This window comes from Planctobacterium sp. R6 (assembly GCF_055755215.1).
Genome location: NZ_JBVTQY010000006.1, coordinates 132073 through 144978, shown reverse-complemented (window position 1 = coordinate 144978; position 12906 = coordinate 132073). Strand labels below are relative to the sequence as shown.

Annotated in this window: 12 protein-coding genes; 6 read left to right on the top strand and 6 right to left on the bottom strand. The window is 45.4% G+C overall.

Going from position 1 to position 12906, the window contains the following annotated elements; genetic code table 11:
• Positions 1-5: 5 nt before the first annotated feature.
• The 6 genes from AC0J20_RS06355 to AC0J20_RS06330 all read left to right on the top strand — a co-directional run bounded on the left by AC0J20_RS06355 (position 6) and on the right by AC0J20_RS06330 (position 4944).
• The gene (locus tag AC0J20_RS06355; protein ID WP_229530765.1) at positions 6-659 is read left to right on the top strand and encodes a response regulator; all 654 of its coding nucleotides are present in this window, start codon (positions 6-8) and stop codon (positions 657-659) included.
• Positions 656-1669 (top strand): sensor histidine kinase, encoded by a 1014-nt coding sequence (locus AC0J20_RS06350; protein WP_473021048.1) that lies wholly within the window; start codon positions 656-658, stop codon positions 1667-1669. Before AC0J20_RS06355 ends, AC0J20_RS06350 begins: the two co-directional genes overlap by 4 nt.
• A gap of 71 nt (positions 1670-1740) precedes the next feature.
• Positions 1741-3330, top strand: coding sequence for an ATP-binding response regulator (locus AC0J20_RS06345; RefSeq protein ID WP_473021047.1), 1590 nt, complete (start codon positions 1741-1743; stop codon positions 3328-3330).
• 58 nt (positions 3331-3388) lie between these two features.
• The gene (locus tag AC0J20_RS06340; protein WP_473021046.1) at positions 3389-3934 is read left to right on the top strand and encodes an RNA polymerase sigma factor; all 546 of its coding nucleotides are present in this window, start codon (positions 3389-3391) and stop codon (positions 3932-3934) included.
• A 29-nt stretch (positions 3935-3963) separates the two neighbouring features.
• On the top strand, positions 3964-4134 hold the full coding sequence (locus AC0J20_RS06335) for a hypothetical protein (protein WP_473021045.1): 171 nt from the start codon (positions 3964-3966) through the stop codon (positions 4132-4134).
• Positions 4135-4317: 183 nt separating this feature from the next.
• Positions 4318-4944 carry a mechanosensitive ion channel domain-containing protein gene (locus tag AC0J20_RS06330; protein ID WP_229530760.1) on the top strand — a complete coding sequence of 209 codons (627 nt, stop codon included), beginning with the start codon at positions 4318-4320 and terminating at the stop codon, positions 4942-4944.
• A 62-nt stretch (positions 4945-5006) separates the two neighbouring features.
• On the opposite strand, the gene htpX is transcribed toward AC0J20_RS06330, so the two are convergent.
• The 6 genes from htpX to AC0J20_RS06300 form a co-directional block, all read right to left on the bottom strand.
• Positions 5007-5873 (bottom strand): protease HtpX, encoded by an 867-nt coding sequence (gene htpX, locus AC0J20_RS06325; RefSeq protein WP_473021044.1) that lies wholly within the window; start codon positions 5871-5873, stop codon positions 5007-5009.
• Between the two features lie 6 nt (positions 5874-5879).
• Positions 5880-6968, bottom strand: a complete 1089-nt coding sequence (locus AC0J20_RS06320; RefSeq protein WP_339389292.1) for a DUF21 domain-containing protein — start codon at positions 6966-6968, stop codon at positions 5880-5882.
• Positions 6969-7042: 74 nt separating this feature from the next.
• Positions 7043-7810 carry a TerC family protein gene (locus AC0J20_RS06315; protein ID WP_473021043.1) on the bottom strand — a complete coding sequence of 256 codons (768 nt, stop codon included), beginning with the start codon at positions 7808-7810 and terminating at the stop codon, positions 7043-7045.
• A 179-nt stretch (positions 7811-7989) separates the two neighbouring features.
• Positions 7990-8382: a response regulator gene (locus tag AC0J20_RS06310; RefSeq protein WP_473021042.1), complete on the bottom strand. Its 393-nt coding sequence runs from the start codon at positions 8380-8382 to the stop codon at positions 7990-7992.
• Positions 8379-9308, bottom strand: coding sequence for a GGDEF domain-containing response regulator (locus tag AC0J20_RS06305; RefSeq protein ID WP_473021041.1), 930 nt, complete (start codon positions 9306-9308; stop codon positions 8379-8381). Before AC0J20_RS06305 ends, AC0J20_RS06310 begins: the two co-directional genes overlap by 4 nt.
• A gap of 118 nt (positions 9309-9426) precedes the next feature.
• Entirely contained in the window at positions 9427-12873 is a 3447-nt protein-coding gene (locus AC0J20_RS06300) for a hybrid sensor histidine kinase/response regulator (protein WP_473021040.1), read from the bottom strand.
• Positions 12874-12906: the final 33 nt, after the last annotated feature.

Here is a 12906-nt window from a genome sequence, read left to right as displayed (position 1 = left end):
CCAACATGAGAATATTAGTGGTAGAAGATGATGGTATCATCGGCGATGGTCTGGTGGCCGGCCTGCAACTGGATGAATATGCGGTTGACTGGCTGGAGACAAAATCCGCAGCTGAAGCCGCATTAAGCACTACCCCCTACGATCTCCTTATTTTGGATTTGGGTCTGCCCGATGGTTCCGGACTGGATATATTACGCGGTCTGCGAGCAAAGAAAAATCCAATACCGGTATTGATTTTAACCGCTTACGATGAGTTATCAGACAAGATTAAAGGGCTGGATACCGGTGCCGACGATTATCTGGTAAAGCCCTTTGACCTGGATGAATTGCGCGCCAGAGTAAGAGCATTGCAACGCAGAGCCATGGGGCGTAGTACACCGGTAATTGAAGTCGCTAATATCAGCATGGACCCGTCACGACTTAAAGTCAGTAAAGATGGCGAAAACATCAAATTAGGTCCACGTGAATTTGCCATTCTCAGAGTACTGATGGAAAACCAGGGGCGAATTCTGTCTAAATCGCAGATAGAAGACAAACTCTACGGCTGGAATATGGAAATTGAGAGTAATACCATTGAAGTGCACATGCATGGGCTGCGTAAAAAGCTGGGTAAATCCTTGATAACCACCATTCGCAACGTGGGCTATGTTATCGAATGAAGCGACTTAAATTCCTGCAATTTTGGCCAGTGGCAGCCGGAATACTGCTGATTACCACTGTGCTGCTCAGTATCACCTTTTCGTCATCTTCGGCTACCACTACAATAACAATAGTATTCACCGGACTTTCCGGCATTTTAGCAGGCTTGTTTTTGCTAAACCGGTACTTAAAGTATCACCAACTATTGCGTGAGCTGACAGCACTAACCACGCAATTTAGCAATATTAATCAAGGTCTTAGCACCCGGTTAGAGCTAAAAACCGAGCACCGACAGTTAACCGATTTAGTCACCCAACTGGACGCACACCTGGCCCTTGAAACGGAACGACTTGTGCAGGAGCAAAATTTTAGTGCAGACGCATCGCATGAGTTGCGTACCCCATTGGCGGGAATGCGTCTGCAAGCCCAGGTAGCTCAGCGCACCACAGATCCGCAACAGCGCGACAAAGCCCTGAACAATATCATGCTCGCCATTGATCGCAGTACCAGACTGATAGAGCAGCTTTTGGTCTTTTCGCGTTTAACCCGGCGACGTAATATCGCGGAAAACGCCAGTGAAGACCTGTTGGCGCTGTTTCACAAACAATTATTAAAACACTCGCAAGTTATCAAGCGCCAGTCCATCACCGTTATCACCAACCTGGATGAAGTGCACCTTCCCAAAATAACCATGCACCGCGATCAATTCACCGCCCTGCTGGATAACCTGATTATAAATAGTCTCAATCATTGTCCGGAAAAAGGCCAGGTACGGTTTTTAATTGAAAACAACAACCGCAACCTGACGCTCAGTTTTGAAGACAGTGGCAAAGGCATTGACGACAAAGATCTGGCAAAAGTTTTGATTCCCTTTCAGAAATCCAGTGATGGAAAGCAAAAGAGCAGCGGATTAGGGTTAGCGATAGCGCACCGGGTTGCAACATTGCATTCGGGTCATTTATCATTATCCAGATCACAGTTAGGCGGGCTTAAGGTCACGGTAGTACTGGACCTGCAGCCTGATGCTTAACATTTATGGCAAGGTTAAATCCACCTGTGTCTCGTTGACACGCTGACGATGTCCTGCAATCTAAGGTAAACATGCTCAATATTAGCCATTGGATACACCATTTCACCTATGCCAGAGACAGTAAAACGCTACTAGCGCTAGCTGTTGATGCCTTTAGCGACATTGGCAATACAGACCATGTAGATATTCAAATTACTGATACGTCTCAGTCGGATTTAATACAGCCACTAGCGGCACAGTTAGCAAGCCGCAACCTGATGGCTATAGACCAGCATAGCGCTGAGTTACTTCAGATGCCGGGGTTTACCGCCAATCCCGGGGATACGTTTGTGGCTATCCTGCCACTCAGCAGGCATTCGTCTTCAGCTGGTTGGTTGTACTTCTATTTCAGCAAAAATAATGCTCCGGTTGCGTTTCCAACAGAACCACAAGAAGCTGCTCTTACAATAATTAGTGAAGCTTTCTTACTGGCCTGGCAAAGTATTTCCATTCAGGAAGCAATAACCCGACAGTTGACAGAGAAAACCGCGGAAGCACTGGAAATCCGGCTGCAATCTGAACAGGCGTTACGGGTAAAAAATCGTTTTCTATCTGCCACCAGTCACGATTTAAGACAACCCCTGCAACAAATCCAGAACCTGACGGGATTGCTAAAAAAGCAAATTCAACAACCCAACAGTCTGGCGCTATTATCCCGCATGACACACCTAATTGAAGATATGGATGAGGTGATGAAAACCTTGTTGAATCTGGACCGGTTAACCCAGGGTATTATTCAACCCGACATGACGAATTTTGCAGTTGCTGAGCTATTCAGCACGCTTGAAAACGACTTTCATGATCTGGCGGCCGGTAATCAGTTAACACTGACCTTTGAAAAGCGTGAGATACAAATCTATTCAGACAAGAAGTTGTTATTGCAGATTTTGAGAAACCTGTTGTCCAATGCCATTAAATATACCCAACATGGAAGCATCGGAATTCGATTACAACCCCAGGACAAGCACGTGCAATTGGTTGTGTTTGATACCGGTCCGGGAATTTTAGCCGAACAGCAAAAGATGATATTTGACCCTTTTTATCAACTGGAGTCTTCATTGGAAAATGACGGTTTCGGACTGGGTTTGTCTATCGTTAAGGCGCTATGTGAAACCCTTCGGATCCCGGTAACGATCCACTCTGAGCCAGGTCAGGGCACTGAGTTTCGATTAACGTTGAGCAGAAGTCGCGCCGACTTTGAACCACAATTGCCTTCGTCAGTACCCTTGATACAAACGCAACCCACTGCCAAATACAACATCCTCTATCTGGAAGACGACCCAATTTTACAGGAAAGCATGACCTTATTACTCACAATGGCAGACTTTAACCCCCTGGGCAGCAGTCACCTGGAGCAGGCCTGCGCGGAGATGGAGCAACGTCATTTTCAACCAGATCTGATTCTTACCGATAAAAAACTGAGTTTTGAACAGGATGGCGTTCAAGTCGTTAAGCAGATTAGACGTAAATTCAACAAAGCAATTCCCGCCATACTGTTAACCGGCTACACAGAAAGTCGTATCACCCATCAGGCTTTGCAAGATGTACAGCGGGTGTTAACTAAGCCCATAGATATCGACCTGCTCACCTGCGAAATAAAACAAATACTCAATTCACCTTAAGTTTCATTTAATATTGACACCTTAAGGTTTGCAGCAAATAAACACGATACTTTAAACCATGCAAACCTTTAGTGTGATAGAAAACAGTCAGGCAGCTTCTACAACTGCACAACCATTTAAACTGGTCAGAACCGATTTCTATTTATTAATCCAGGAGTTACGTCCCGCAATTTTGCGCTATTGTCAGCGCTATCTGCGCAATATTGACGATGCTGAAGAAGCCTGTCAGGAAACCATGCTGAAAGCCATTCAGGGCTTTTCTAAATTCGAAGGCCGTTCCAGCGTTAAGAGTTGGTTATACAGTATTGCCGCTAATGTCTGTGCAACGCACTACCAACAACGCGGCCGTATGGATTATCAGGATGACCTGGGTGACACATTGGATGAGCCTGAATTTACACCGGTCTTCAATGTAGCCGATGAATGTTTGTTTACTCAGTTGATCGACAAACTCTCGGTTCAGGAGCGCAACGTACTAAGCTTTCGCTTTATAGAAGATTTGCAGTTACCGGAAATCGCCAACTGTCTGGACCTGAATATCAGTACTGTTAAGATGTGTTACTATCGAGCATTGGACAAGTTTCAGTTGGCACAGGCCAGTTAAGGCCTTATCCCGACGGAACAATGATCACGATGGAATATTTTGAGAGTTTGGCGAGCACCATGTTAGGGATGCCTGATGGCGACTTGATTGAACCAGAACCGTTCGTCATTGAAAGTATTGCCAATTACGTGGCGGAATTCGGTGGCTCCGGACCTTTGATGATTATTTCTTTAACGATTGTGTTTGCCTGTATTGGCTGAAATTTACTCACTTTAGCGTGACATTTAGTCTTTGCCCCCTATCCTTTTATTTTGCCCAGTTTGGTATTATCTATGCTGGCGGCACTAAACAACCAGGTTGGCCTTAACACCGACCTGTGATATTACTGAAAAAACCGGATAAACTTACCTTGAAGATCGACAACCTGCAGAGTAACTCAAAGAATGGATAATTTATTGGCTCGATTTTTAGACTGGAGTACTCTTTATTTCTCCAATCTGGTGTGGTCACTGGTGGTTCTGGTCAGTTACCTGGTGGTAACACGCCTGGCACTTCCCAGAATTAAATTTTTTGTGGATAAGAGCAAATTTAAAGCCGAGGCCACCAAGAAAGCCTTCCATACGGTTAAGCTATTGGTGGGTATCGTTACGGTAGCGGCTCTTTTGGTGGTTTGGGGCGTTGATTTCGGTGGTCTGCTGATACTGTCCACCTCAATTCTGACCTTAACCGGTGTGGCAATGTTTGCCAGTTGGTCCCTGTTAAGTAATATTACCGCCTATTTCGTTTTGCTTTTTCACAATGCTTTTCGACGCGGTAATTTTGTCAGGATCATGGACGCAGACAATTACATGGAAGGATATATTGCCGATGTAAATCTGTTTAACACCAAGATTGTTACCGATGATCGCGAAGTGATTATCTACCCCAACAATCTGATCCTGACCCGTCCCTGTATTATTAACCCCCGCAGCCGCTGGAAGGTCATTGGCAAGGTTACCGACAAGAACGACAAAACCGAACCTGAACCCTGCCCGGAAGAACCCGTTCAAAAAGAAGAACGCACAGCCTGATTAGGGGCTGCTGATCTTTGCGGTACAATTTTGCAAAGTTCAAGCCCCAGGTTATACCGCCGCTAGCGTAGCGCCTCGATGCGTTTTTCCAGTGGCGGATGGCTGGCTAACAATGAATGCAGCTTACCGGCGCTGATAGCAAAAGCCACCATTTCATCTGGCATACTGCTCTGGTGCTGGAATTGACGTAATCTTTCCAGTGCTGCAATCATCTTGCGGTTTCCGACGAGCCGGGCAGCACCGGCGTCGGCTCTGAATTCCCGATATCGGGAAAACCACATCACCAACATCGACGCTAAAAATCCAATAATGAGTTCAGCGATAATAGACACTATCCAGAATGCCGGACCGTGCCCTCGCTCAACTTTAAATACCAGTCTGTCAACGGTGTGGCCAATCACTCGGGAAATAAAGATCACAAAGGTATTCACTACGCCCTGCAATAGCGTCATGGTGACCATATCACCATTCGCAATATGGCTGACTTCATGAGCCAATACCGCATCGACTTCATCACTGTCCATGTGCTGTAACAGACCGGTGCTGACCGCTACCAGCGCACTGTTGCGATTCCACCCCGTTGCGAAGGCGTTAGGTGAGGCACTGTCGAAGATGCCCACATCGGGCGTCCTGATACCACACTGTGCTGAGTGTTCGGCCACTCTGGCCAATAACCAACGTTCGGTTTGATTGGCAGGCGTGGAAAATACCTCAACCCGCATGGTTTTAATCGCCATCCATTTGGACAAAAGTAATGAAATAATCGCGCCGCCAAATCCGATAATACCAGCATAAACCAATAATGCCTGCAGGTTCAGATCGATGCCATTTTGAGCCAGCAACCCTTCAAAACCAAGCAGTTGAAAAGTAACACTTATCACTGCTATCACAGCCATATTAACCGCTAAAAACAAAAAGATTCTGAGCATATCAACCTACATATAATCAACAGTGTTAGTGGCCTTCGTTGCTTCCGGATCAGAATTCGAAGGCGCATGTTCAGATGCATGTGTCCCTTTTAACAATCTACCCAGAATATCTGCACCAGTAATAATTCGGGGTTTATTGGTCCAAACCAGCACCACATCTATTTCGATATTCCCGTCATGATCCGGGTCCAACGAATCGGCTGATTTTAGATGTAACAGAATATCGCCTAAATTGGTTTTTGGATCACGTACAATCAACGGGCGATAACAATAGTGATAGATATCAAATTCCTGTGATGTATCAAACACCGCGGCTCTTAACAGGCCATCAGCGTCAGCAACCAGCAAGGGTTCGCCTTGCTCATTGGCTAAAACCACCCATTTTTTACCACTGGCGTTAATCTGTCGCAGAATCTCATCGTCAGCGCTGCGAGTGATAGTCGGAAACTGCGGAAAGTCCACTTTAGTGGGTAAACGAATAATGGACCTGGGATCTAAAAACTCCCCTTCCTGGTTAACGCTGATATCATCGATGGTCAGAAAGTTAACAGCCCCTATTCCTTCCAGTCTGTCAACTTCGGCTTCTTCAGATTCCACGTGTTTGCGAATGACATTTTTTAAATCTCGTTCTCGCATGTAATCAATCCCTTCCTTGCCCAGCCAGGCGTCCAGCACTTTGGCAGAAGGTCGGGCAACCGGATAAAGTAAAAACTGATAAATTCGCAACACCGGAGAGAGGAACGACGCCATTTTCAGGGCATTTCGGGAAAAATAGGCTTGCGGGATAATCTCGCCAAACAGCGTGATAAAAATGGTTGAAAATGCGAACGCCACCACACCGGCCATAACCGAATCAGACAACAAGGTAAGTAATACATTGATACCCACGTTGCCCCACAAAATGGTGGAAAGCAGAAAATTGGAGTCTTCCCGCAATTGCAAAATACGTGCAGCCGCCTGATTGCCTTGCCCTACTTCCACTTCCAGTTGTAATCTGCTCAAACTGAAAAAAGCCAAATTCAAACCCGAAAACATGGCTGATTGCGACAAGCAGAAAAAAATACCACACCAGATCAGTGTATCCAGATTCGCCACAGTTTTTGCCTATAAAATCCTGATATTAAACTAAAGTGTAGACGATGCACGGCGTTCATAAGTCACATTACCGGTTAATTATTGCTGCCGGGGTATTTTTCCTCATCAGTTAATGGTGTTACCAGGTTTTTTCTGGTCAGTGCTTTTCTCGCCCGAATATTGATAACTTCCACCAACAGCGAAAATACCATCGCGAAATACAGATAGCCTTTTGGAATGTCAAAGCCCAATCCGTCAGCCACCAGCGCGGTGCCAATCAACACCAGAAAGCTCAGGGCCAGCACCTTCAAAGTGGGATGTTGATGAATGATATCGCTGATGCTTTTTGCCGCTACCATCATAACCAACATGGCCACAATGACTGCAGCAATCATCACTTCTATATCTTTTACCATGCCGACCGCTGTAATCACTGAGTCCAGAGAAAATACGATGTCAATGATAGCAATTTGAGCGATGATGAAGCCGAAACTCACAGTTGCAATCCCCAGTTTCTGGTCACGGGTTTCCGTTTCAGCGTGTAATTCAATGGTAGCCTTGAGTAATAAAAACAAGCCACCACCGATCAAAATAAGATCCCGAATGGATATCTCATTGCCCAACAAGGTGAAGATGGGATCGTTAAGCCGCATAATCCAGGCAAGTGCAAATAGCAGTAACACGCGCAAAATCAGCGCCAGCGACAAACCAATAATGCGCGCTCTGGCTTGTTGCGAATGCGGCAGGCGTGCAACCAGCACAGAAATAAAAATAATATTGTCGATACCTAAAATGATCTCCAGAGCAGTCAGCGTTAAAAATGCTAACCACACGGTAGGATCTAAGAGCAATTCCAAAATCACTCTCCCCGATTAATGTCCTGAGTACAGTTGTTGTCGCGCGGTTCTTATACCGTCGCGAAAGCAATTCAAGGGCGTTGATCAAAAGATAGCAACGGCTGGGTGATTTACCACTTTAGGCCGGGAGTTTTATCACTTTGGGTTACAATGACTTTTCAACAAGTTTGCACACCTCGGGTTACTCAGGCGACGGCTGCGACCAAATCACTGTGGTGCAGAACACGCGCTAAACTGTTCAAACTAAAGGGTTTTACTAAAAAGCCATTGATTTCCAAAGTAGAGGCCCGTTTTACATTTTGAGGAGTTGTGTGACCGGAAAACACAATCACTTTGGCCAGAGGATAGCGCTCGTTAACCTGAGCAATTAAATCCAGGCCATTTCCGTCGCTCAGCTCAATGTCGATGAAAAAAACGTCACAAACACTGTCACCGTGCAGCTCGGTTGCTTCCCGAATAGAGTGGCTTTTCACTATCCGGTTAAATCCAAAATTTCGCAGCATCTGAGCCAATAAGTCGCTGATGGGATAATCGTCATCAATAATATGCGCTGAGATAGAAGCATATACCGAACTCATTGAGCCACCTCATTGTTGTTGTCACAAAACAAAAATCGGTTTTTACCGTTGTTTTTAGCGCGATACAAAGCCTGATCCGCCCGGCTGAACATAGATTCCGGCACTTCGCCTTTAACCGGATAATCCGTCACAATTCCGCAACTGACCGTAATCACATCGGACACTGTAGAATAGGGATGCGGAATTGCTGCATCCTGTAACTCCTTCATGATTTTTTCGATAATTTGTTTAGCGCCCTGTTCATCCGTATCCGGCAATAGTGCGACAAACTCTTCTCCGCCAACTCTGGCAGGCAAATCTGAATTGCGTTTGCAGCAATAGCGCAGGATTTCACCAAACTGCACTAATACATCGTCTCCCTTACCATGCCCGAAATTGTCGTTGTAGAGCTTAAAATCATCGATATCGATAATAATTAACGACATAGCACTTTTAGAGCGCATTGAACGACGCCATTCTTCAATCAGGGCTTCGTTGTACCGTCGGCGATTGGCGATTTTGGTTAAGGGGTCGGTGTGAGCAAGTGCTTTTAACGCCTGGGTTTTTCTGAGTAAGCGAACATGATTGCGAACTCTGACGGACAGTACAGTTGAATTGATAGGTTTTGGCACAAAGTCTACGGCCCCCATGTCAAACCCGTAGGCGAAATCCACATCTTCATTGCGCCCGGAAACCAGTATGACCGGTATGTCCCGCGTTACATCAATATTTTTTAGTGCGTTACAAACATCGTACCCGGACATATCCGGCAAATTGACGTCCATTAAAATGATATCAGGTTGATTATCGGAAGAGGCAATAACCAGCGCATCTGCGGCATTTTCCGAGCAAGTGATCCTGTATTGCTCTTCAAGGATATTACACATATACCCTAACACCGTCGGGTCATCGTCCACCAGCAACAGACTTGCATTTTTAACATTCATTCTAAGATATCACCAAGATTTACCCCTTGTTGTCTTGCAACGATACCAGAATGAATGAATTCGAAAATAAGACAAAGGTATAACACGACATCTCTAAGTTATTGGCGTTGCCTGGCTATCATTCGATGAGTTTATCCTGAAATTTCCGCAATTTTTCGCAGGCATCTGCAAATTGATAGCTTTCAATATTATTTCGCAATGCCTTAATCTCTTCCTTATCAAAATAAGCACTTAATACTACCAGGTACTCTTTTAAATCCGCTGATTTGATACGCTGATTTCGCTTGTAATGCTGCAATAAGATATCCAGTACCTGCTGCACGGATTCGGAGGTGGCGGGTAGTGTCGAATTTTGGTCATCACTGAGACGTTGAGCATTGTCCAAAATCTGATTAAGTGCTGTGAGATCCAGCGAAACTTCCGACTTTAAATGCTCTAAATCATCAGGTATCTGTCCCTGGATCATCTGCTCCTCAGCCTGATAAGCAAGCTCGGCCCCCTTGACAGCACCCACCATTTTTAGACCGCTGGCCAGTGTATGTATCAAACGTTTGAGCTCTGCTAACTCGCCAGATTCAAACAGCCTTTTTAGCGTCTTCGGGGCATCCACCTGTACCCGACAGGTAGAACGAATTAGATCCAACAGCAACCCTGGATCATTACCAACACGTTCTAAGGCCTCGTCGATATTCAGACGCTCTGATTCATCAACGATTGAGATATGTTGCTCTTTCGTGGCCTCGTTACTTTTTTTGATGTCAATGTTTCCTGAGGGCGATAAGAATTGTGCCAATACAGACTCTAACCGGCCTAACTCAATAGGCTTTGGAATATGTGCATTTAATCCGGCGTTTTCGACTTTTTTGAGGTCTGCCTTCATGACCGCCGCAGACATCGCGACTATGGGCACACCCTCGCCATGTGGCAATTGCCGGATTTTTTGAGTCGCTGAATATCCGTCCAGTCGAGGCATTTGCAAATCCATCAGGATTAAATCGAAATGGGGATTTTGCGCGTAAAGATCCACAGCCTCCTGTCCGTCATTCGCCACAACCGGCCTGATACTGAACTTTTCAAGGAATTCTGTGGCCACCAATTGATTGGTCTCATTATCTTCAACCAACATAACTGCCGCGTTGGCGTACTGTTGACGCAGTAAAGTGGCTTCATTCTGTTCTTTAGTCGCCAAAGCCGGATCATCAGAAAGTGATATGATCGTATCGTACAAGCGCGATGCAATAAATGGCTTTTCCACAACGGCATCAATGGCAACGGTGTCCAATATTGACTGGTGTAAATCTCGGGCAAACCCGGTGATCAGCAAGATAACCGCACCTTTTAGCGCTTCGCGATAATGCAAATCAGACTGGATTGTATGGATAAAACTGATCCCGTCCGTATCAGGCATTTTCCAGTCCACCAGAATAAGATTATAGGGTTTCCCTTCGGCTATGGAGGCTTTTAACAGTGCCAGAGCATCTTGCGCAGAGGCCGCCTGGTCATTGTCAAACTGCCAACTGTCCAGGACCCGGGTTAACGCCAGGCGATTATCGCTGTTATCATCAACCACCAGGGTTTTATAGTGAGCTGAAAATACCGGCAATTGTGGTTGCTCGGCTACGCCCAGCAGCAATGTAAAGCTGAAAGTACTGCCCACGCCTGGCTCACTGGCGACCGAAAGAGAACTGTCCATTAACTTCAGCAGACCAGCACAAATAGACAGTCCAAGGCCGGTACCACCAAATTTTCGGTTAATCGAGGTGTCTGCCTGAGTAAACGACTGAAAGAGTTCTTTGATGGCCGTTTCGCTGATACCAATGCCAGTATCTGTCACCTCAAATTGCACACTGGCGGTACCCGGTTTCTCAGCCACCTCATTGATCACAATGCTTAACTTAACATGCCCTTGTTCTGTGAATTTAACAGCATTACCCAACAGGTTACTTAAAATTTGCGACAAGCGCATACTGTCACCAATAAACATGGGGTCGTGGGTATAGGGAAAATCCACAATCAATTCGACATCTTTTTGCTCTGCCGTAATGGTGAACAATCCGGTAACGTCCTCAATAATTTGTGTTAACCGAAATGGCTCCTGCACTATCTGCAATTTACCGGCTTCCATTTTGGAATAATCCAAAATGTCATTGAGAATATTGAGCAGCGAATAGGTTGAGCTTTTAATTTTGCGTACATATTCCAGATCTTTGACGGGTAAAGGGCGCTCTGCCAGTAGTTGAGACAGCCCCATGATGGCATTCATGGGGGTTCTGATTTCATGACTCATGTTGGCCAGAAACTCACTTTTGGCATCGTTAGCTCGCTCGGCCTGTTCTTTAAGCTCCATCAACGTCATTTGATATTGTTTCATGTCGGTTATATCCAACACGCTGCCAATTATCTTACTTACTGTCCCATTGTGATCACGCTCAAACACTGTATTTTTTGATAACACATTGATTTGCTTGCCATCATCAAGCATCAGACTAAATTCACACTTTTTAGTCGTCGCAATGTCCGGTTCCGATGCACAGATCTGTTTAAGATGCTCAGTCAGGCGCTGACGATCTTCTGGCACGCACCACTGCAGCAATAGCGGTGTATCTGATGCACTAATGACATTCGCATCATAGCCGGTCATTTCACTGAAACTACTGTTGACGAATTCAAACGAAAAATCAGAGGCATTAATGATGTATTTACCGGTTAATGAAGCGTCAATCACCCTTGCCATAAATTCCTGATTGTCACGCAGTATTTGCTCTGCCTCCTTGCGTAACGAAGTATCCTGAATTGACACAAAAAGTGTTTTTTCATCCGTCTTATTACTCAAGGTAAAGGCCACTTCTACCGGTAATGACGGAACGTCGTTTATAGGCCGGGTATCGGCCTCCACCACAACACGTGACTTTTCACCACTAAAAAGTGCTTCTTTGAGGCTGTCAAAGTTAATATCAGTAGTGACAAATCGCTTCAGTTGCCCCCCTTCAATCTGCGTAATAGAAGCTCCCAAAATCCGGGATGCAGATTCATTTGCTAAAGAAATCATCCCTTCGGGTGTGACCACCATAACCCCAAAATTGGCCGCATTTGCCGCGTCCATCAACGCTTCGTCCTGTTGTTGCTGAAAGCGCAGCTCTACGTTTTTTAGTTTTTCTTCATGTGCCTGCTGATAAGCTTCATGCATCTGAGACTGAGTGGGAATACGCAACGCAACTGGTAAGCTCTTATACACGGTCACCGCAGTGAGACAGGATACAATGGCCGTCACTAATTTAGATAATCCGTGAATGCCATAAGCCCCGTTCCAGATGACCACAATGCTTATCAGGTGTGTGACTCCACAAAGTGCAATAAACATCGAAAACAGCACAAACACACCGCGAAATTCAAGGTCATTGCGTTTTATCACAAAATAATACAGTGCCCCCGGTATAGAAAAATAAGCCAAAGCAATGAGCACATCGGACACGACATTCAACCAAAGGATTTCTGGTTTCCATAGGTAACAATGTCCGTGTGGCATAAAATCGGTGCGAAAAATATTGTGTAATGCTGTATTCATAGTCACGTCTTTTTAATTTTTAGCTACGCTGTG

Bases quoted from the DNA above. Each gene is read 5' to 3' on its own strand.
- AC0J20_RS06355 (WP_229530765.1), top strand. From the start codon at position 6: ATGAGAATATTAGTGGTAGAAGATGATGGTATCATCGGCGATGGTCTG.
- AC0J20_RS06350 (WP_473021048.1), top strand. From the start codon at position 656: ATGAAGCGACTTAAATTCCTGCAATTTTGGCCAGTGGCAGCCGGAATA.
- AC0J20_RS06345 (WP_473021047.1), top strand. From the start codon at position 1,741: ATGCTCAATATTAGCCATTGGATACACCATTTCACCTATGCCAGAGAC.
- AC0J20_RS06340 (WP_473021046.1), top strand. From the start codon at position 3,389: ATGCAAACCTTTAGTGTGATAGAAAACAGTCAGGCAGCTTCTACAACT.
- AC0J20_RS06335 (WP_473021045.1), top strand. From the start codon at position 3,964: ATGGAATATTTTGAGAGTTTGGCGAGCACCATGTTAGGGATGCCTGAT.
- AC0J20_RS06330 (WP_229530760.1), top strand. From the start codon at position 4,318: ATGGATAATTTATTGGCTCGATTTTTAGACTGGAGTACTCTTTATTTC.
- htpX (WP_473021044.1), bottom strand. From the start codon at position 5,873: ATGCTCAGAATCTTTTTGTTTTTAGCGGTTAATATGGCTGTGATAGCA.
- AC0J20_RS06310 (WP_473021042.1), bottom strand. From the start codon at position 8,382: ATGAGTTCGGTATATGCTTCTATCTCAGCGCATATTATTGATGACGAT.
- AC0J20_RS06305 (WP_473021041.1), bottom strand. From the start codon at position 9,308: ATGAATGTTAAAAATGCAAGTCTGTTGCTGGTGGACGATGACCCGACG.
- AC0J20_RS06300 (WP_473021040.1), bottom strand. From the start codon at position 12,873: ATGAATACAGCATTACACAATATTTTTCGCACCGATTTTATGCCACAC.